18 protein-coding genes and 1 pseudogene are annotated in these 19,043 nt (G+C 60.6%); 9 read left to right on the top strand and 10 right to left on the bottom strand.

Annotated elements, in window-relative coordinates:
- Positions 1-174: 174 nt before the first annotated feature.
- The gene (locus tag EFD55_RS09610; RefSeq protein WP_125844667.1) at positions 175-1,227 is read left to right on the top strand and encodes a LacI family DNA-binding transcriptional regulator; all 1,053 of its coding nucleotides are present in this window, start codon (positions 175-177) and stop codon (positions 1,225-1,227) included.
- 35 nt (positions 1,228-1,262) lie between these two features.
- Positions 1,263-1,792, top strand: a pseudogene (locus tag EFD55_RS09615) (NADPH-dependent FMN reductase).
- 21 nt (positions 1,793-1,813) lie between these two features.
- On the opposite strand, the gene EFD55_RS09620 reads toward EFD55_RS09615, so the two are convergent.
- Genes EFD55_RS09620 through EFD55_RS09640 form a run of 5 tightly spaced genes read right to left on the bottom strand, consistent with a single transcriptional unit; the run spans position 1,814 to position 6,929 of the window.
- Positions 1,814-2,557, bottom strand: a complete 744-nt coding sequence (locus tag EFD55_RS09620) for an ABC transporter ATP-binding protein (RefSeq protein WP_125844668.1) — start codon at positions 2,555-2,557, stop codon at positions 1,814-1,816.
- Positions 2,554-3,399: an ABC transporter ATP-binding protein gene (locus EFD55_RS09625; protein WP_125844670.1), complete on the bottom strand. Its 846-nt coding sequence runs from the start codon at positions 3,397-3,399 to the stop codon at positions 2,554-2,556. The genes EFD55_RS09620 and EFD55_RS09625 overlap by 4 nt, the downstream gene beginning before the upstream one ends.
- A complete protein-coding gene (locus EFD55_RS09630; RefSeq protein WP_125844672.1) occupies positions 3,386-4,288 on the bottom strand; it encodes an ABC transporter permease in 903 nt (300 codons plus the stop codon). Before EFD55_RS09630 ends, EFD55_RS09625 begins: the two co-directional genes overlap by 14 nt.
- A complete protein-coding gene (locus EFD55_RS09635) occupies positions 4,285-5,313 on the bottom strand; it encodes an ABC transporter permease (protein ID WP_125844674.1) in 1,029 nt (342 codons plus the stop codon). The genes EFD55_RS09630 and EFD55_RS09635 overlap by 4 nt, the downstream gene beginning before the upstream one ends.
- 20 nt (positions 5,314-5,333) lie before the next feature.
- Positions 5,334-6,929 carry an ABC transporter substrate-binding protein gene (locus EFD55_RS09640; protein ID WP_125844676.1) on the bottom strand — a complete coding sequence of 532 codons (1,596 nt, stop codon included), beginning with the start codon at positions 6,927-6,929 and terminating at the stop codon, positions 5,334-5,336.
- A 131-nt stretch (positions 6,930-7,060) separates the two neighbouring features.
- Here EFD55_RS09640 and EFD55_RS09645 point away from each other — a divergent pair, with 131 nt between their 5' ends.
- The 3 genes from EFD55_RS09645 to kdgD all read left to right on the top strand — a co-directional run bounded on the left by EFD55_RS09645 (position 7,061) and on the right by kdgD (position 9,774).
- Positions 7,061-7,771 carry a FadR/GntR family transcriptional regulator gene (locus EFD55_RS09645; RefSeq protein ID WP_125844678.1) on the top strand — a complete coding sequence of 237 codons (711 nt, stop codon included), beginning with the start codon at positions 7,061-7,063 and terminating at the stop codon, positions 7,769-7,771.
- A 65-nt stretch (positions 7,772-7,836) separates the two neighbouring features.
- Positions 7,837-8,811: a mannonate dehydratase gene (locus tag EFD55_RS09650; RefSeq protein ID WP_125844680.1), complete on the top strand. Its 975-nt coding sequence runs from the start codon at positions 7,837-7,839 to the stop codon at positions 8,809-8,811.
- Positions 8,812-8,847: 36 nt separating this feature from the next.
- Complete coding sequence (gene kdgD / locus EFD55_RS09655; protein ID WP_125844682.1) at positions 8,848-9,774, top strand: 5-dehydro-4-deoxyglucarate dehydratase; 927 nt, start codon at positions 8,848-8,850, stop codon at positions 9,772-9,774.
- Between the two features lie 229 nt (positions 9,775-10,003).
- Here the strand turns inward: kdgD and EFD55_RS09660 are convergent, their stop codons facing one another.
- The 4 genes from EFD55_RS09660 to EFD55_RS09675 form a co-directional block, all read right to left on the bottom strand.
- The gene (locus EFD55_RS09660) at positions 10,004-11,212 is read right to left on the bottom strand and encodes an ABC transporter ATP-binding protein (protein WP_425376244.1); all 1,209 of its coding nucleotides are present in this window, start codon (positions 11,210-11,212) and stop codon (positions 10,004-10,006) included.
- The gene (locus EFD55_RS09665) at positions 11,098-11,946 is read right to left on the bottom strand and encodes a carbohydrate ABC transporter permease (protein WP_125844686.1); all 849 of its coding nucleotides are present in this window, start codon (positions 11,944-11,946) and stop codon (positions 11,098-11,100) included. Before EFD55_RS09665 ends, EFD55_RS09660 begins: the two co-directional genes overlap by 115 nt.
- On the bottom strand, positions 11,939-12,877 hold the full coding sequence (locus EFD55_RS09670) for a carbohydrate ABC transporter permease (protein ID WP_125844688.1): 939 nt from the start codon (positions 12,875-12,877) through the stop codon (positions 11,939-11,941). Before EFD55_RS09670 ends, EFD55_RS09665 begins: the two co-directional genes overlap by 8 nt.
- Positions 12,878-12,957: 80 nt before the next feature.
- Positions 12,958-14,262, bottom strand: a complete 1,305-nt coding sequence (locus EFD55_RS09675) for an ABC transporter substrate-binding protein (RefSeq protein WP_125844690.1) — start codon at positions 14,260-14,262, stop codon at positions 12,958-12,960.
- A gap of 200 nt (positions 14,263-14,462) precedes the next feature.
- On the opposite strand from EFD55_RS09675, the gene EFD55_RS09680 reads away from it, so the two are divergent.
- The 3 genes from EFD55_RS09680 to EFD55_RS09690 are packed head-to-tail and all read left to right on the top strand — an operon-like array spanning position 14,463 to position 17,456.
- Positions 14,463-15,662, top strand: a complete 1,200-nt coding sequence (locus EFD55_RS09680) for an ROK family transcriptional regulator (RefSeq protein ID WP_125844692.1) — start codon at positions 14,463-14,465, stop codon at positions 15,660-15,662.
- Between the two features lie 33 nt (positions 15,663-15,695).
- The gene (locus EFD55_RS09685) at positions 15,696-16,796 is read left to right on the top strand and encodes a Gfo/Idh/MocA family protein (RefSeq protein ID WP_125844694.1); all 1,101 of its coding nucleotides are present in this window, start codon (positions 15,696-15,698) and stop codon (positions 16,794-16,796) included.
- Positions 16,797-16,814: 18 nt separating this feature from the next.
- The gene (locus EFD55_RS09690; RefSeq protein WP_088685105.1) at positions 16,815-17,456 is read left to right on the top strand and encodes a ThuA domain-containing protein; all 642 of its coding nucleotides are present in this window, start codon (positions 16,815-16,817) and stop codon (positions 17,454-17,456) included.
- A 53-nt stretch (positions 17,457-17,509) separates the two neighbouring features.
- On the opposite strand, the gene EFD55_RS09695 is transcribed toward EFD55_RS09690, so the two are convergent.
- Positions 17,510-17,989 (bottom strand): DUF2938 domain-containing protein, encoded by a 480-nt coding sequence (locus EFD55_RS09695; protein ID WP_125844696.1) that lies wholly within the window; start codon positions 17,987-17,989, stop codon positions 17,510-17,512.
- Positions 17,990-18,233: 244 nt separating this feature from the next.
- Between EFD55_RS09695 and EFD55_RS09700 the strand changes: the two genes are divergently transcribed.
- Positions 18,234-19,031 (top strand): creatininase family protein, encoded by a 798-nt coding sequence (locus EFD55_RS09700; RefSeq protein ID WP_125844698.1) that lies wholly within the window; start codon positions 18,234-18,236, stop codon positions 19,029-19,031.
- Positions 19,032-19,043: the final 12 nt, after the last annotated feature.

Consider the following 19,043-nt stretch of genomic DNA (forward strand, 5'->3'; position numbering starts at 1 on the left):
AACCTTGAAATGCCGGGCAAAACGCCGACGGATGGACTGGCCGTCAAACCGCATCTTCAAAGCCTCCCTGCTCTGTTGCTTGTCGCGGACTCCTCGCGACAATTGTGCATAGGCATTTCATTTGCGCAATCTGAAAGATTTTTGCATAAAGGAAGAGGGAGTGAGGAGATGCCTATGACGGCGGACCAGAAAAAAGGCAGGCGCACGCGCCTCGACGACATCGCCGCCAGATGCGGCGTCTCGATCAGCACGGTGTCGCGGGCGCTGGCGGGTGAAAAAGGCGTAAGGCCGGAAATCCGCAAACTGGTGCTGGAAACGGCGAGCGCCGTCAGCTACGCCTTGCCGGCAAGTGTTGCGGGCAAGAAGGTGATGCTCGTCGCCTCCGGCGCCGCGATGATCGACTATGTTCGCAACCAGTTCACGCTTTACGTTCTCGAAGGACTGAATGCGCGTGCATCCGCCCTCGGCATCGAGGTGGCGATGCGCCCCGTCGCTGACAAGGCGGACGAAGCGCGCGTCATCGCCGAAATGCGTGACGATGCGAGCTTCGGCGGCATGCTGATCCTGACCGTCGACGAGGAGGATATGCTTGCAGCAGCCGCAAATCTTGGAAAACCCGTCGTGCTCGTCAACAGTGACGATCCCTATATGCGGCTTTCGAGCGTGACGCCCTGCAACCGCTCGGCCGCCTTCATCGCCGCCGAGCGGCTGATCAAGGCTGGGCACGAACGCATCTTGTTCATGCTGCGGCCGGGGCGACGGACGATCGAGCGGCGTCTGGAGGGCTGGCGCGATGCCCTGCTGCATCACGGGCTGAAAGCTGATGCCGATCTGGTGCTCGAAGTCGATGACTGGCTGCCGGAACTCGGCGCCGAGGCGATTGCGCGGCTCGTCCGCGAGAAAGGCCTGTTCTTCACCGCCGTCCTGACGGCGGGCGACAGCCTTGCCGACGGCGCCGTGCGCGGATTGCAGGCGGCGGGCTATGCCGTGCCACGGGACATCTCGGTCATGGGCATCGACGACCTGCCGCAGTCAGCCTTTCTCAATCCGCCACTCTCGACGGTGCATATTCCGATGCGCGAACTCGGCGCCACGGCGCTCGACCTGCTGCGTGACATGATGCTCGGCCTTGCGACGCCGCGGCGGCGCGTCGAGCTTTCCTGTCATCTCGTCGAAAGGGGCAGCGTCGCCGCCTCCAGCCGCCCAACTGCCGCTGACCAGATTTGAGCCGATCGCACGAAGCCGGAGGTTATGCCGACACCATGAAATTCCTGGCAATATCCGGCAGCGCTCGCAGAGCCTCCACCAATACGGCCATGCTATATGCGCTACAGTCGGTTGCCGGCTCGACGCATACGGTCTCGGTCTATGACCGCGTGGGGGAACTTCCGGTCTTTTCGCCCGATCTGGAACTTCCGGAGCCCCGCTTGAAGTGACGGCGCTTGCAAGAGCTATAGCGGATGCAGATGGACTGATCCTGGCCAGTCCCGAATATATCAGATCAATTCCGGGCGGCCTGAAGAACGCCATCGACTGGCTTGTCTCCCGTAACGAGGTGATCGGCAAACCGATCGTGCTAGCGCATGCATCCCATAGAGGGGATGACATGCTGCAGCAGCTTCGCGTCGTCCTCGCCACGCTCAGCGATCGATTCAACGAGGAGCTCTTCCTTCGGTTCTACCTGATGAAGCTTTCCCCGGACGAGGTTAGCGAGCATCTTTCCGAGCCTCGGCATCAGGACGAGATGCGCCGTTTCCTCAACGCTTTCGCAAGCTATTGCAAAGCAGCCTGACGTTTTGCAGGTCGATCCCCATCAAGCTTCGATGAAGCTTGCTTCAAAGAGCTCTCGCGCATAGGCATCATGCGTGATGCCGGCCTGCAGATCCTCCTTGGTGAACTCATCCACGAAGCCGCCGTTCTTCATGATCAGCACCCGGTCGCACATATGCGCGATGACAGCGAGGTCGTGACTGACGAGCAGATAGGTCAGTCCCTTCTCTTCGCGCTGATCAGCAAGCAGGTTTAGAATTTCTGCCTGGATGGAGACATCAAGCGCCGATGTCGGCTCGTCGAGCAACAGGATCGGCGGTGACAGGATGAGTGCCCGGGCGATGGCGACGCGTTGCCTCTGGCCACCGGAAAGCTCGTGGGGAAAACGGCTTGCAAAACTCCCGGGTAAACCGACCTGGATCAGGGCTTTTTCGACCTTGGACCAGATATCGGAACGCCGCATGGCGCGCAGCGGCTCAGCCAATGCGGTGCCGATGCGATGACGGGGATGGAGGGATCCATAAGGATCCTGAAACACCATCTGGGCGATTGTCAGCTCCTCGCGGGAGCGCTTCTTTCCGATCGGCTTTCCGCCGAGCTCGATCTGGCCCGTCCAGCCGTCCTCCATTCCGGCGAGGCAACGCAGCACCGTCGATTTGCCGCATCCCGACTCGCCGACGATTCCGAGCGTCTCCCCCCGGTTGACCTGAAAGCTAACGCCTCTGACGACATGGTTCCTGTTCTTGCCCAACGCAAAGGTGACATCCAGATCCTGCACATTGATCATTGCGCCGTCTCCAGGTCGAGTTTCGCCCTGTCGAGAACCGCAAGCCGACGAACCGGGTTCTTCGGGTCGGGCAGCGCTGATATCAGGCCGCGAGTATAGGGATGGCGAGCCTCTTCCAGGCTGGTCAAGGTTTCCACGATCCGGCCGGCATACATGACGATGATGCGCTCGCAGAAGGCTGCCACCATGCGAATGTCGTGGCTGATCAGCAGCAGTCCCGAATTGTTCTCTCGCACCAGCTCATCGAGCAGCAGGAGCACGTCCTTGCGGACGCTGACGTCGAGAGCCGAGGTCGGCTCATCGGCGATCACCAGTTTCGGCCGGGCCAGCAGCATCATCGCGATCATCACCCGCTGGCCCATGCCGCCTGATATCTGGTGGGGATAGAGCGCCATGACCCGGTCCGGATCGCTGATGCGCACGCGCTCCAGCATGGCGCGGGCAGCATCCTGCGCCTGATTTCCGCGAAGGCCGAGATGAAGGCGCGCGGATTCGGCGATCTGCTTGCCGATCGAAAGCACCGGATTCAACGAATAGCGCGGGTCCTGCATGATCAGGGCGATATCCTTGCCGCGAAGCGCGCCCATCTGACGCTCGGTCTTCAGAAGCAAGGAACTGCCGGCAAGATCCAGGCGCTCGGCGGATTGCATGGCGGCCGGCGGCAGAAGGCGCATGATGGCACGGCCCGTCGTCGATTTGCCGGAGCCGGATTCTCCGACGATCCCGACACGTTCGCGTCCGACGTCGAAACTGACATTGGAGACGGCGGGCACGGCGCCCCTTCCGAAACGAACGCTCAATCCCTTAACTGACAGAACGGGCTGCAGATCATGATCTTGCATGGCGGGGATCCAGAATGTCGCGCAGAGCATCTCCGGCGATGTTGAAGGCAAGGCTCGTCAGCAGGATTGCGATACCCGGCATGACGGCGACCCACCAGTAATCGAGCATGAATTTGCGGCCGTTGGAGATCATCGCGCCCCATTCCGGCGCTGGCGGCTGAGCGCCGAGCCCGAGAAAGCCGAGGGAGGCCGCCGTCAGGATGATGCCCGCCATGTTGAGCGTCAGGCGAACGATGACCGAGGGAATGCACATGGGCGCGATATAGAGAAGCAGGATGCGCATCGGCGAAGCGCCGTAAAGGCGGGCGGCGACCACATAGTCGGCGTTTCGGACGACGAGTGCCTCTGCCCGGGCAAGCCTTGCGATCGGCGGCCATGCGGTGAGCGAGATGGCGATGATCGCCGTGCCCAACCCCGCGCCGAGTGCCGCGGCAAAGGCGAGCGCCAGGATCAGCGACGGAAAGGAGAGAACGATATCGGTCGCGCGCATCAGAAACGCATCCGTATTGCCGCCGAAGAAACCCGCGACGACACCGATCAGGAGGCCGATCGGCCCGACGATCAGCGAGACCGCAAGCACGGTCTGAATGGTGATGCGCGTGCCGAAGATGAGGCGGCTGAGGATATCCCGGCCGAACTCGTCCGTGCCCGCCGGATGAGCGAGGCTTGGAGGCTGCAAGGCATCGCCAAGCGCCTGAATGGTCGGATCATAGGGCGCCAGAAGCGGCGCGAAAATCGCCACGACGCAGAGGATGCCGAGGACGGCGAAGCCGGCGAGACCAAGCGGCTCGTCGGCCAATTTGCGGCCGGCGCGCGCAAAGGAGGCGGCAACACGGCTCGGCATGCTTGGAGGCCGGATGCGAATCTCACTGTGGATGGCATCGCTCATCGGGCTGCCTCCCTCATGCGCGGATCAAGCACGGCGTAGGCGACGTCGGCCAGGAAGTTCAGCAACATAAAGATGAATCCCACGATAATGGTGGCTGCGACGATGGCGTTCATATCGCCGATCATCAGCGCGTTGGTCATGTACTGGCCGATGCCCGGCCAGGAGAAGACGATCTCGGTCACGACAGCGCCTTCGAGCAGCCCGCCATAGGAAATTGCGAGAATGGTGATCAGCTGCACCGCGATATTCGGCAGGACGTGGCGCAAAATCGTGCCGGTCGGACTCACGCCTTTAGCGCGGGCGGCAATCACATAGTCCTGGCTCAACTGCTCCAGCGTGAAGCTGCGGGTCATGCGGGTGATATAGGCCATCGCCGCGTAAGCGAGGATGAAAGCCGGCAGGATGATATGGCCGAGCGCATTCCAGAAGATTTCCGTCTCGCCCTGCAGCAGGCTGTCGACCAGCAACAGCCCGGTCTGCGGCGTGACGAGACCTTCGTAGAACACGTCGACCCTGCCCGGCCCGCCGACCCAGTTCAGGCCCGCATAGAAGATGACGAGCCCGACGATGCCGAACCAGAAGACCGGCACCGAATGCCCGACAAGGGCGATCACGCGGGCAAGCTTATCGATCAGGCTGTCGCGGAAAAGGGCAGCAGTAAGCCCGAGCGGGACGCCGACGAACGTCGAAATGATCACGGCAAGCGTTGCAAGCTCGAACGTCGCCGGAAAGGCCTGGGCGAGGTCCGCAGAGACCGGATTGCCGGTCAGAGCGGCGGTGCCGAAATCACCATGCGCCAGCCCGTAGAGATAGAGGTAGAATTGCTGGTAGATCGGGAGATCGAGGCCGAGGCGCGCGCGCATCGCCGCATAGGCGGCGGGATCGGCGAGCTCGCCGACAATCGCCCCGACGGGATCCGTGGGCAGGACGCGACCGATCACGAAGGTCACACATAGGAGGATGAACAGGCTGACCAGCAGATGCGCCAGGCGTCGGCCAAATTCGGCTGCGGAGAGTTCCTTCATGATCGGCTGCCTCGGGGGTATTACTGGGTTTCAGACTTTGTGACGTCCTCGAGGCGCGTCAGCTGGGTCGGATGTCCCACATATCCCTGTACCTTGCTTGACAGGACGATCGGCTCGAAGCGCTCGAAGAGCGGAAGCACCGCCGGCTTCTGTTCCACGAACATCTTCTGCATCTGAACGTAGAGTTCGCCGCGCTTCTTGGGGTCCGCCTCCATCGATGCCTTGGCGGTCAAGGCCGTCAGTTCGGGAATGTCCCAGGCTGAGCGCCAGACGAAATTGCCGGCATTGTTGGCTTCCTTCGAGTTGTCGGGATTGGACGAGAACTGCTCCATCGAGCCGAGCACGTTCGGCATATAGGCGCTGGTCTGCGGGATCAGCAGGTCAAAATCCCTGGCGCGATGGGCGGCGATGATTTCCGAGCCGTTGCCCTGCTGGATATCGATTTTGATACCGACCTGGGCGAGCGATGCCTGGATGGCCGTGGCAAGATCGATGCGCGGTGTCTGCGCGATGGTCTTCAGCGAAAGCGAAAAACCGTCCTTGAACCCGGCCTCGCTCAAGAGCTGCTTGGACTTTTCGACGTCGAGATGCCAATCGGGATTGGAGATCGCATATTCGAAATTCTCCGGAACGGGAACGTTTCTCGCTCGTCCGTAAGGACCCATGATCGTCCTCTCGATACCCTTGTAGTCGATACCGTAGGCAATGGCCTCGCGAACCTTTGGGTTGGAGAGGTACTGGTTGCCGGCATTCATCGACAGCACGTAGAAGCCGCCTGTGGGAATCCGCTGGATGGTGAAACCCTGCTTATCCTTGAACGTCGCAAGATCCGATGCCGTCAGTGCGCTGGCGATATCGATATCGCCACGTTCGAGCATCAGGCGCTCGACCTGGCTTTCCGGAACGTGGCGGACGATGACGCGCTTCATCTTTGGGGCGCCGGTCACATAATCCTTATTGGCATCGAGAATGACAAGTTCGTTCGGAGACCAGCGATTGAGGGTGAAGGGACCGGAGCCGGCCGAGTGCGTCCGCATCCAGGCGTTTCCCCAGTCATTATCGACGACATGCTTCTGCACTTCGACACTGTCGACCACGCTGGTGGTCGAGGTCGTGAGCCGGTAGAGCAGCATTTCCGCCGTCACCTGACCGGAAAAATCGATGCGCACCGTTTTGTCGTCGACTGCCGTGACGAGTTTGTCGATATTGTCTTTGTCATAGCCGATGCGCTTGAGGTTTGCAGCAGCGGCCTGATCGAGCTTCAGGAGGCGTCCCAGCGAATAGACGACATCTTTAGCGGTCACCGGATTGCCGGAGGCGAATTTGGCCTGGCGCAGCGTGAAGGTGATGCCCTTGTCGTCAACCTTCCAGCTTTCGGCCAGCTGCGGCACGATCTTGCCGTCAGGGGTGCTGTTCACCAGCCGGTCGTAAAGGTTCGACATGATTTCAACCGCTTTTCCCTCGGTCGCCTGATGCGGATCGAGGGATAAGACCTGCGCCAGGGATGTCCCGATCACCAGCTGGTCCTGCGGCGTGGCGGCATGCAATTGCGGCGCGGCGATCGTCAATGCGCCGATGACGGCGCCTGCGAACAGACCTCTAGAAAAATGCTTCATTGTAACTCCTCCCTGGATTACTATAGGAAACATATTATGTCGCCCGTATGTCGTATTATGATTTAACGAAGTCGGATATGATTTGCAAGACCCAGCGGGTGACCTTGATGCAAAGGGAATGGGAACGGAAAATGACAACACTCGGCCGCGGTCGGCAAAGACTGGCGCAGCAGGTTATCGATCAGTTGCGGGCGCAAATCGAGACGGGGAAGCTGCGCGTCGGCGACCAGCTGCCGACCGAGCCGCAGCTTGAATCGACATTCGGCGTGAGCCGCACGGTGGTGCGCGAAGCCATTGCCGATCTGAGGGCAGCAGGCTTCGTCAAGCCGATCCAGGGCAAAGGCGTCTTCGTCGCCGATCCCAAGGCTCATTCGGTATTGTCACTGACGCCGGTGGAGATCAAAAGCATTCCGGAAACCTTGGAATTGCTGGAGTTTCGCATGGCAGCCGAGGGCGAAGCGGCAGCCATCGCCGCCTATCGCCGCACCGCCGAGCAAGAGGCGGCCATCCGCGAAGCCAACCGCAGAATGGCAAGCCTGATCGAAACCGGACAGCAAACGGTGGAAGCGGATTATGCCTTTCACATGGCGATCGCCGCAGCCACCAACAACCGGTTCTATGTCGATGTTCTGCGCCATTTTGGCCCCAGAGCCATCCCCCGCGGCCAGTTTCCGACGCTGCCGGAAGCCAATGACAGCGACTATCTTCGCAAGGTTCATGCCGAACATGTCGAAATTCTATCGGCAATCGCCGATCAGGATCCGGAGCGCGCCCGCCAGGCGATGCGGACGCATCTAATGGCAAGTCAACGTCGTTATCGCCTGCTCGCCGAGCAGCAATAGGGCTCGACACTCTCGAAAATTCATATTATGTCATATGACATCGTAGGATTTCGAGAGAGACTCACATGTATCTGGGAACACAGGTGGCCGCGCGGGACGACGATGATTATCGTATCTTCGCGCAACTGGGCGTGAAGCATATCAACGCCGATCCACCGGGAAAACCGAGCAGCTGGACGCTCGCCGATATCGAGCGTCATCGCGACAAGGTCGAAAGCTTCGGCCTGATCCTCGACATGATTCAATTGCCCCTACCCTCTCAGCCGATCGAGAAGGCGTCCTACCCGGACATTCTGCTTGCCGGCCCCGATCGCGACAGGCAGATCGACGCCGTTTGCAGGTTGATCGAGGATGTCGCGGCGGCCGGCATTCCTTCGGTAAAGTACAATCTCAACCTGATCGGCATTCCACGCACGCCTGATGAACCCGGGCGTGGCGGATCGATGAATGCCAGCTTCCGCTGGGAGAAGACCGATCAGCAGGCCGAGCCCGGTCTCGCCGGCGTGTTGCCTGAAGACGAAAACTGGGAACGGATCGACTATTTCCTGGAACGCGTCGTTCCCGTTGCCGAAAGCAACCGCGTCAGGCTCGCCTGCCATCCGCACGATCCCTATACGCCGCCTGGCTATCGCGGCGTCACGCGTGTGCTGGGCACGGTCGAAGGCCTGAAGAAATTCGTGCTGATGCGCGAAAGCCCTTATCACGGCCTCAACTTCTGCCAGGGCTCGATCGGCGAGATGCTCGAAAATCCCCGCGAGGAGATTGACGACATAATCCGTTGGTTCGGCCTGCGCGGCAAAATCTTCAATGTTCACTTCCGCAACATTCGCGGCGGCAAGCTCTCCTTCATGGAGACTTTCCCTGACGAGGGCGACATGGACATGGTCCGCTCAGTCAGGACCTACAAGGAAGTGGGCTTCAAATACATGCTGATGCCCGACCATGTGCCGACCGTCAGCGGCAAGGATCCTTCTGCGACGGCTTTTGCCTTTTGCTACGGCTACATCGCCGCACTTCTGCAAGCGCTCGAGAGCGCCTGACAGGGCAGATTTTCAACACCTAAAGAATAGGACTTCATGATGAACCCGATTGAATTGAAGAAGGCCGTCGGCAGTGGTCTCCTCTCGTTTCCGGTGACGCATTTCGACGATCAACTCAAATTTGACGAGGCGAAGTACCGCCGTCATGTCGCGTGGCTTTCGGGTTACGACGCTGCTGCGCTTTTTGCCGCCGGCGGCACCGGGGAGTTCTTCTCTCTCAATCCGTCCGAGATTCCACAGGTTATCCGGGCCGCCAAGGCGTCGGCGGGCAAGACGCCGATCATCTCGGGAACCGGCTATGGCACGTCGCTCGCAATCGAGATCGCCGTCGCGGCCGAGAAGGCAGGCGCGGACGGACTGCTGCTGCTGCCGCCCTATCTGATGTTTGCGGAACAGGCCGGGCTGATTACCCACGTCAAGGCGGTCTGCCAATCGGTCGGCATCGGTGTCATCGTCTATAACCGCGACAACGCCATTCTTTCGGCCGAAAGCATCGCGCGCCTGGCGGAGGAATGCCCGAACCTGATCGGCTTCAAGGACGGCGTCGGCGATGTCGACAAGGTCATCGAGATCACCACCCTGCTCGGCGACCGTCTCGTTTATGTCGGCGGCATGCCCACCCATGAGGTCTATGCCCAGGCCTATTTCGCTGCGGGTGTGACGACCTATTCATCCGCCGTCTTCAACTTCGTGCCCGCCCTCGCCCAGCGCTTCTATACCGCCCTGCGCGGGGGCGATCAGGCAACCGTCGACGAGATCCTGAAGTGCTTCTTCTTCCCCTTCGTCGCCTTGCGCAATCGGAAGCGGGGATATGCCGTCTCGATCATCAAGGCCGGCCTTCGCGTCCTCGGGCAGGATCCAGGGCCTGTGCGCCCGCCTCTGACGGATCTCGCCCCGGAGGAACTCGCGCTGCTGGAGAAGATCGTGCAGACAAACGGGGTCACACGGATCGCGGCGGAGTAATATATCGCCGCAGTAGGCGATTGGGCTGGCACTGTGGCTGTTCGGTCAGCGTGAACAGCTGCCCCTCACCGTAGCCCTCTCCCCGCTCGCGGAGCGAGGGGACGTGCCAAACGCAGCGTCGAGATCAAGGGAGCCGGTGCGGTATGTTCCCTTCGCCCCGTTTACGGGGAGAAGGTGCCGGCAGGCGGATGAGGGGCTGTTATCGGCGATCTCCTGCACCGAGGATTCGCTACAGCGCCACCCCAGTGCCACGGTCGAAGACGTGCACCTGATCGCTCGTAATACTTGCCTCGAACACGGCGCCGTAACGGGCGGGATATTCACCGTCGACGATGGCGGTTACCTGCTGTCCGGCGAGATCGAAGACCACATGGGTCTGGGCGCCTGTGGGTTCCACCAGCATCGTCCGGCCGGCGAGCGGCGTGCCGGCTGATATGCCGGGGACGAGGTGTTCGGGGCGCAGGCCGACCGTGATCGCCTGACCGGCCTTCACCTTGCGATCGGGCGCGATGCGGATCGCCGTACCATCGCTGAGGCGGGCAGCCGGTTCGCCGTTTTCATCGTCCACCGTGCCGTCGAGCATGTTCATCGCCGGCGACCCGATGAAGGCGGCGACGAAGAGATTGGCTGGCTTCTTATAGAGTTGGAGCGGCGTACCCGCCTGCTCCACCCTGCCGTGATTGAGCACGACGATGCGGTCGGCGAGCGTCATTGCCTCGATCTGGTCGTGAGTGACATAGATCGAGGTGGTCCTCACCTTCTGGTGCAGCGTCTTGATCTCCGAGCGCATCTGCACGCGCAGCTTGGCATCGAGGTTGGACAGCGGCTCGTCAAACAGGAAGACGGCGGGATTGCGCACGATGGCGCGGCCCATGGCGACGCGCTGGCGCTGGCCGCCGGAAAGCTGGGCAGGCTTGCGGTCGAGCAGCTTGGCGAGATCGAGCATGCGGGCGGCCTCGGCGACGCGGGCCTCGATCTCAGGTTTCGCCACGCCGGCGAGCTTCAGATTGAAACCCATGTTCTCAGCGACCGTCATGTGCGGATAGAGCGCGTAGGATTGGAAGACCATGGCGATGTTGCGTTCGCGCGGCGTCATGCCGTTGACGACCTTGCCGCCAATCGCAATCTCGCCATCGGTGATTTCTTCGAGGCCGGCGATCATCCGCAGCAGCGTCGATTTTCCACAACCGGATGGCCCGACGAGAGCCACGAATTCCCCATCCTCGATATCAAGCGATATGCCGTGGATGACGTCGACGGCGCCATAAGTCTTGCGGATGTCGTTCAGTTCAACGGATGCCATGATTCCTCCAATGGCTCGGCTCAGGACTTCACGGCGCCGGCCGTCAAGCCGGCGATGATGTGTCTCTGGGCAACGAAAAAGACGATGATGGTGGGAAGGATGGTGAGCGTGATGAAGGCGAGCACCAGCTGCCATTCCGTGCCGTATTCGCCGCGATAGACCATGATGCCGAGCGGCCAGGGATATTTGGATTCGGAATTCAGCATGATCAGCGGCAGGATGTAGCTGTTCCAGCTGCCGACGAAGGAGATGATGCTGACGGTCGCGACGATCGGCCGGGAAAGCGGCAGCGAGACATGCCAGAAGAATCTGAGATAGCCGCAGCCGTCGACAAAGGCCGCCTGGAACAATTCTTCCGGAAGGTTGCGAAAATAGTTCCGAAACAGCAGGATGCTCATGCCGAGACCGAAGGCCACCTGCGGCAGCACCACGCCCCAATAGGTATCCAGCAGGCCGAGATCGCGGATGCGGATGAAGAGCGGCAGGATCGCAGTCGCCGCCGGAAACATCAGGCCGAGCAGAAAATAATTGAGCAGGAAGGACGAGCCGAAAAACCGGACATGGGCGAAGGCGAAGGCCGCCATGGACGACACGATCAGCGTCAGGAGGACGGTGAGTGCGGCGATAACAAGCGAATTGCCGATCTGCAGCCAGTAGCGTTCGCCAAAGAGAATGTCGGTATAGTTCGCCCATTGCCATTCCGTCGGCAGACCGAAGGGGTTGGTGCGCAGGTCGCCCAGCGTCTTGAAGCCGCCGAGCGCCGTCGTCAGCAGCGGCACGAGCACGATCGCGGCAATCAGGCTCAGCGACACATAGAGATAGATGCGTGTCGACGCGCTCATGCGAATGGAAGAGCTCATATCAGTCATGGCGCATGAAGATCCTTTTGTAGCCAAAGGCGAGCGTCACGCAGATGATGAAGAGCACCACGCCGACGGCGCTGCCGAGACCGACCTGCATGCGCATGACGCCATAGGTGTAGAGGAAGGTGACCATCGTCTGGGTGGAGTTGGACGGCCCGCCGCCCGTCAGCGGCATGATCATGTCGAAAAGCTGCAGCGAGCCGACGACGGCAAAGAAGATGGAAAGACGTAAAGTGGAGCCGAGCAGCGGCAGCGTGACGTAACGGAATTTCTGCCAGCCGGTAGCGCCGTCGATTTCGGCGGCCTCCAGCACGCTCTTATCGACGGATTGCAGACCGGCGATGAAGAGCATCATGTGGAAGCCGAAATATTTCCAGACGATGACCCCGAGCACGGCATAGATCGCCACGTCCTTGTCGGCGAGCACGTAAGGGTTTGCGAAGCCGAAGAAGTTGGAAACGGCGGCAAACAGGCCATAATCGCCATCATAGACGAAACGCCAGATGAGGCCTGCGGCAACATCCGCCAGCACATAGGGCAGGAAGAAGATCAGGCGGTAGCCGACGACGCCCGGAATGCGATGGGCCAGCATAGTGGCAAGCCAGATGGCAAGCGGCACCTGGATGCAGATCGAGATGACGATGATCAGGCCGTTATTGACCAGCGCCTGGGTGAAAGCCGCATTCCGGAACAAAACCTGGAAGTTGCGGAGCGCGATGAACTCGGTCGGCGTGCCGTAGCCGTTCCATTTATAGAGGCTGTACCAGGCAGCCTCCCCCATCGGCATGATGACGAAGAGCGTAAACAGCAACAGCGCCGGCGGCAGAAAAATCAGCAGCACCGTCAGCCGGTCGTGCGCGACCGAGCTTTTCCGGTTTGCGGCTCGTCTTGCCGGGCTTACGGCTGATGTCATCGATGGGACTGAAATATTGGCCATGGCTCCTGCTTTCGTATGTCGGCAGCAATGCTGGCGCCCCGCTCTTCATCGGAGCGCCAGGAAGGGTCTGCAAGCGCTGGTTATTGTTCCAGTTCGAAAGCGTCCTGGATCATCTGGGCGCCATCCTTGGAATTCATCTGTCCGGAGACGATTTCCACCGAGGCGTCGTTGACGACACGGCCGACCGCCGCACCGAGATCCTGGTCGAAGAAATTCTGATGCCAGGTCGAACCCGCAAGCTGTGTTGCCGATTCTGCAATCAGCGGGTTGACGACGCCGTCGTCGGCACCGACGGCAACGGGAAGCAACATGCCTGATTTGGCCATCGCGCGCTCGTTGTCCGCATTCGTCAGGAAAGCGAGGAAATCGATCGCCTCCTTGGAGGCCTTCTTGGTGACGGCCCAGCCGTTCAGACCGCCGAGCGTATCCGTCGGCTTGCCCGCGCCGCCTTCGACCGTTGGGAAGACGAAACGGCCGATATTGTCCGACGCAAGCCCCTTGCCGTCGCCGGCATTCTTGCGCTGGTTGGCTTCGGTGCTTTCAAAGCCGAGGATCATCGCCGCCTTGCCGTCACCGAAGACACCGAGCGTCTGCGGCCAGGTTGCGCCGAGATAGCCGGGCTGGAAAGGCTCGAGCTTGCCGAGTTCGGCAAGGTCGTCGCCGGCCTTGATGATCGCCGGATCAAGGAAACCTTCGCCCTCGCCCTTCTTGGCCGCTTCGAAGACCTTTTGGCCGCCTTCGCGCATGACGAGATAGCTCCAGTAGAAATGGATCGGCCATTTCTCGCCGCCGCCGCCCGCAATCGGCACGATGCCGGCCGCCTTGATCTTCTTCACCGCTTCGAGAAAATCGGTCCAGGTCTTAATGTCCTCGGCTTTAACGCCGGCCTTGGCAAACAGCGCCTTGTTATAGAAGAAGCTGACCAGACCGACCTTGTAGGGGATCGCCCAGGTCTTGCCGTCGAAGGTCAGGCCATTGACTGAAGCCGGGGTATAGGCACTGCGCAGTTTGCCGCCATCGGCATCGAGCGCTGCCGTCACATCCTGCAGGGCGCCGGTCTCGGATTGCTGCTTCAGGACGCCACCGCCCCAGCTGAAGAAGAAATCCGGCACGTCGTCGGACTGCAGCAGCGTGGGAAGCTTGGCCTTGAAAGCCTCGTTTTCGAGGAATTGCATCTGGATGTCGACATCGGGATGCTGGGCCTCGTATTTCTTGGCGATATCCTCCCAGACCGCGACGTTTTTCGGATCGAGCTCGAGATGCAGCCACTTGACCACCGTCGTCGCCGAGGCAGCACTTGCTCCTACCAGCAACATGCCGGCTGCCGCTGCCATGGATGCAATGCGCCTGCCGCCGAAAGCGGCGCTCTTCAGCATAAAATTCATGATTTTCCTCCCAGGGGACCTATCCTCACAATTTTTCCCCAATGCGGAATAATTCAACGGAGCTTTCATCTAATGTCAACCCGATTGCCTGTATTTTTATCAAATGCGCTTGACAGGACCGCGAAATTGCCTGTTATTTATTTCGTAACCCGTTAAAAATATTGGCTTCCGCCCAAAGAAACGATCGCCGGCTAATTTTCATGAAGACTGCAGATCCAGAATTGATGCGCGCGATCAATCGCTTGAACGTGCTCGATACCGTCCGGCGTCATGGTCCGATCGCGCGCATCGAGATCAGCGAGCGCACCGAACTCTCCACCACCACCGTTTCCGCCATCACCGCCTCGCTGCTCGACGACGGGCTGATTCTGCCGCGCCACGAAGGCGACATCCGCAACGAGGCGGTGCGCGGAAGGCCGCGCGTGATGCTGGAGCTCAATCCCGATGCGGCCCGCGTGGTCGGCGCCAAGATCGCCGCCAACAGAATGGTCTTCGTGGTCACCAATTTCCGTGGCGACGTGCTGTCGAAGCTTGCCCTGCCGATCCGCATCGATCGGCAGCCGATCGGTGTCATCGCCGATCTCGTCGAGGACGGGGTCCGGCGCTGTGTCGTCGATGCCGGGCTTTCGCTGGAGGATATCGATACTGTCTGCCTCGGCTTTCCCGGCGTTATCGAACATCGCACCGGCTATGTAAGAAGCAGCCCGATCTTCCGCGATACCAATGTCGATTTCGCCGCTGAAATGTCGGCGCGGCTTGCAACCCCCACCATCGTCGAAAGCGACGCCCATGCCATTACGCTCGGCCATCACTGGTTCGGGAAGGCACGCGACCTCGAGGATATGGTGCTGATATCGCTGGAACAGACGCTGGGGCTCGGCGTCCTGCATGGCAACCGCCTTTTCCGCGGCGCTGGCGGCCTCAGTCACAATCTCGGCGATCTCGTGCTCGGCACCGGACCCAATGGCATCGTGCGGCTTTTCAGCCAGGCCGGCGAAAGCGCGATCCTCGGCGAACAGCAGGCCGACGGGCGCTTTGCCGAAGCGATCCGCCTCGGGCGCGGCATGAACCATGCCCAGGCGCTGATCAAGGCCGATGACGATCGGCTGATCGGAGCCGCCATCCGCGCCGGCGAAGCGGTTGGATTGACCATCGCCAACATCGTCACCCTCTTTGCGCCGCCGCGGGTCATTCTGGTCGGCTCCAGCCTGGCGCTCGGCGAACCCTTCCTCAACAGCCTGCGCGATTCCTATGCGGTCGCCATTCCCCCTTCGCTGCGCGGGGTGAGCGAACTCGTCTTCGACGATTCGACGGATGATTTCTGGGCGCAGGGTGCGGCCGCCGTGGCGCTCTACGAACTCTACGAATCGCCCTGGAGCACGACGGGGCCGGCGCTCTAAGGAGCGACACAATCAAGACTAATGGAGGAATTCATGGACAAGGTCGGTATCGGCATCATTGGATGCGGCAATATTTCGGGCGCCTATCTCACCGCGATGGCATCCTTTCCCATTCTCGACATCCGCGGCGTCGCCGATCTCAATCGGGAACTGGTTGAAGCGAAAGCTGCGGAATTCAACGTCCCAGCCAAGAGCGTCGAGGAGCTTTTCGCCGATCCCAAGGTCGAGATCATCGTCAATCTGACCATCCCGAGAGCCCATGTCGCGGTCGCGATGCAAGCTCTCGATGCCGGCAAACATACCTACTCCGAAAAGCCGCTCGGGATTAATTTCGCAGAAGGGAAAAAATTGGCGGAGGCCGCCAGGGCCAAGAACCTTCGCATCGGCGCCGCCCCCGATACTTTCCTCGGCGGCGGCCACCAGACGGCCCGCGCCTTAATCGACGAGGGCGTCATCGGCCAGCCGGTCGGCGGCTCGGCAACCTTCATGTGCCCCGGTCATGAACGCTGGCATCCGAACCCGGCCTTCTACTACGAGGTCGGCGGCGGGCCGATGCTCGATATGGGTCCCTATTACATCACCGATCTCGTCAATCTTTTCGGGCCTGTGTTACAGGTGGCGGGCTTTGCAACGACGCCGCGTGCGGAACGGCTGATATCAAGCGAACCGCGCAACGGCGAGCGCATTCCCGTACATGTTCCGACCCATGTCGCCGGCATGATGGCCTTTGCCAACGGCGCCGTCGTCCAGATCGCCATGAGCTTCGATGTCGCAGGCCACAAGCATGTACCGCTCGAGGTCTACGGAACCGAGGGAACGCTTATCGTGCCCGATCCGAACAAGTTCGCCGGCCCTGTGGAATATCTGAAGAAGGGCGGGCAATTCGAGGACCAGCCGATCACGGCCCCCTATGCCGACGGCAATTACCGCTCGCTCGGCGTCGCCGACATGGCGCATGCGATCCGCTCCAACCGGCCGCACCGCGCCAATGGCGATCTGGCGCTGCATGTGCTCGAAGTCATGGAAGCGTTCCACACCGCCGCCTCGACCGGCAGGACGGTCACCATCACCACGGAGACGGAGCGCCCTGCTCCATTGTCCGATTCCATCGTCGACGGACGGCTGGCGAAATAAGTTTCAGGAGGAAAGAGAATGCGTGAAGCACTGATCGTTTGGGGCGGCTGGAGCGGACACGAGCCGCAGGAATGCGCCGAAATCATCAAGACCATGCTCGAGGAGGACGGCTTCAAGGTCTATCTCGAACACGGCACCGAGGCCCTCGCCGACCCTTCAGTCCATGATCTCAGCCTCGTCGTGCCAATCATGACGATGTCGAAGATCGAGAAGGAAGAGGTCAAGAACCTCGCCGCCGCGATCGAAAGCGGCGTCGGCATCGCCGGCTATCACGGCGGCGCGGGCGATGCCTTCCGCGACTCCGTCGATTACCAGTTCATCATCGGCGGTCAGTGGGTAGCGCATCCCGGCAACATCATCGACTATACCGTCAACATCACCCGGCCGGACGATCCGCTGATGGAAGGCATCGCCGATTTCCCCTACACCTCAGAGCAATATTACATGCATGTCGACCCCTCGAACGAGGTTCTGGCGACGACGAAATTCACCGGCGATCACGCCTACTGGATCGACGGCGTCGTCATGCCCGTCGTCTGGAAGCGGAAATACGGCAAGGGCCGCGTCTTCTATTCCTCACTCGGCCATCAGGCCAAGGAATTCGACGTTCCCGAGATGAAGACCATCTTCCGTCGCGGGGCCAACTGGGCCGCACGATAGGGTGAATATCCCGGGCCGGAAACCGGCCCGGGATTGGATAAACCGGCCCAGGATTAGCGGATGATCAGTGCGGTGCCGTAGAGCCCCAGCGCAAACACCGTGTGGGCGACGAGGTTGAGGCATCGCACCTTATTCGGCGTTGGATGTTTGGAGGCAGCCCAACCGATGCCGAGGCCGGGCTGCAACAGGAACCATCCCGCGCCTACGGTGACGATGCCGAAGATCCAGGCGGGAAGAAATGTCGGTGCGGCGAGCCACGCCTCCCCCATGATAATCGCGAAGATCACGCCATAGAGAATGCCGACGGCGTAGTGGCTGATCCAGCCGAGCGCCAATTCATGCTCATAAGGCTCGGCGTCGGCGATGGCTTCATGGAACAGCTTGCCGCGACCGAGATGCCAGAACCACCGGCCGACCGGCGCCCAATTGGCCGCCGGCTGGCTGAAGACCTTTGCGAGTACGATCGCCCAAAGGTCCATAAGAATGGTTGCGCCGGCGCCGATCATCAGGCCGCGCCACAGAATATCGAACATTGAAAATCACCGGAAAGCGTTGAATTGCGGAGGCACTACAAAACCATCGCAAACACGCAGGCGCAATGGTCTCGTTGAACGGACTCGCTGCTATCAGGCATCTAATTGTGGAAGCGAGGCGGTTTTGATGGGGCCGTGCCCCGTCATCCGCAAAAAGGCATCGGTGCGGGCGCAAATTGATGCTTTTCGCATGTAGCGATATTCCCTACTCACTGTCTCAAACGGCAATGAGAGGCACACGGCGATGGCAATGCCATTCTACTGGAACGAATTGAACAGCGACGATTTCGCCGGACTTTCCCCCGACACCACGATCGCCGTGTTTCCTATCGCCTCCACCGAACAGCATGGGCCTCACCTGCCTATTGCAACCGATGTCGCCATCGCCAACGGCATGCTTGCCGAGTTGCGGAAGCAGAAACCTGCCGATCTCGATTTTCTGGTCCTGCCGACGCAGGAGATCGGTAAAGCCAACGAGCATATTTACGGGCCTGGAACGCTTTCGCTTGGCGCGGAACTGCTCATTCCGGTCTGGACGGCGATCGGCGCCAAGGTTGCCGAAGCCGGCATCCGCAAGATGGTGATCGTCAATTCGCATGGCGGCAATGTCGATATCATGGGCATCGTCGCGCGGGAGCTGCGCGTCCGTTACGGGATGGCTGTGGTTTCCACGCAATGGGGCCGCTTCGGCCATCCCGAAGGCATGATCAGCGAACATGAGCTGAAATACGGCATCCACGGCGGCGAGGTGGAAACCTCGCTCATGCTCCATTTCCGTCCAGATCTGGTGCGGATGGACAACGCGCAAAACTTCACATCCAAGGCGGAATGGATGCGCGAGCAATCGAAATACATCCAGCCGCTGCCGCCGCATTCGCTTGCCTGGATCGCCCACGATCTCAATCCCAACGGCGTCGTCGGCGACGCGTCGCTCGGCGCAGCCGAAAAGGGCGAAGCGATCTGCCGCCACCAGGTCCGGGGTTTTATCGAACTGCTCTATGACCTGAAGCGCTACCCGCTCTCCAATCTTTATTCAAAGTAAGCGCCCTGTCCG

The organism is Rhizobium pisi (assembly GCF_003938655.1).
In the GTDB taxonomy this organism is placed as follows: domain Bacteria; phylum Pseudomonadota; class Alphaproteobacteria; order Rhizobiales; family Rhizobiaceae; genus Rhizobium; species Rhizobium pisi.